This is a genomic window from Methylobacterium guangdongense, assembly GCF_038442355.1.
GTDB classification, from domain to species: domain Bacteria; phylum Pseudomonadota; class Alphaproteobacteria; order Rhizobiales; family Beijerinckiaceae; genus Methylobacterium; species Methylobacterium guangdongense.
Map to the genome: position 1 here is coordinate 1 of NZ_JBBXMX010000081.1, position 663 is coordinate 663.

At 70.7% G+C, this 663-nt stretch carries 1 pseudogene; it reads left to right on the forward strand.

Annotation, left to right across the window (positions count from 1 at the left end):
• Positions 1 to 663, forward strand: a pseudogene (locus tag AAHG09_RS31835) (polysaccharide biosynthesis/export family protein); the annotation flags it as partial.

Genomic DNA, 663 nt, shown 5'->3' on the forward strand with positions numbered 1-663 from the left:
GACGTCCAGGGGCTGATCGAGAACGAACTCGCCGGCAAGGCGATCCAGCCGCAGGTGCTGGTCTCGGTCACCCGGCCGATCAGCCAGGCGGTCACCGTCACCGGCGAGGGCGCGGCCGGCGCCCGCCTGCCGTTGTCGGGCCACGGCGACCGCATCCTCGACGTGATCGCGGCCGCCGGCGGCAACCGCTCGCCGGTCAACGAGACCTTCGTGCGGCTGTCGCGCGGGCCGGTGACCGCGACCGTGCCGCTGACCACGGTGGTGTCGAACCCGAAGGAGAACATCTTCCTGCGGCCCAACGACGTGCTCACCCTGGTGCGCGATCCGCAGACCTTCATCGCGGTGGGGGCGCTGGGCAACAGCACGGAGCTGCCGTTCCAGGCGGACGGGATCACGCTGGCGCAGGCGCTGGCCAAGGCGCGGGGCCTGTCGGACTTCGCGGCCGATCCGGCAGGCACGTTCATCTTCCGGTTCGAGCCGGCCAGCGTGGTGCGGCGGCTGAACCCGGGCTCGAAGCTCCTGGGCACGCCCCTGGTGCCGGTGGTGTACCGGATCGACATGCGCGACCCGAACAGCCTGTTCGTGTCTCAGGCGTTCCGGATGCGCAACCGCGACCTCGTCTACGTGTCGAACGCGCCGTTCACCGAGGTCTCGAAGGTGCTG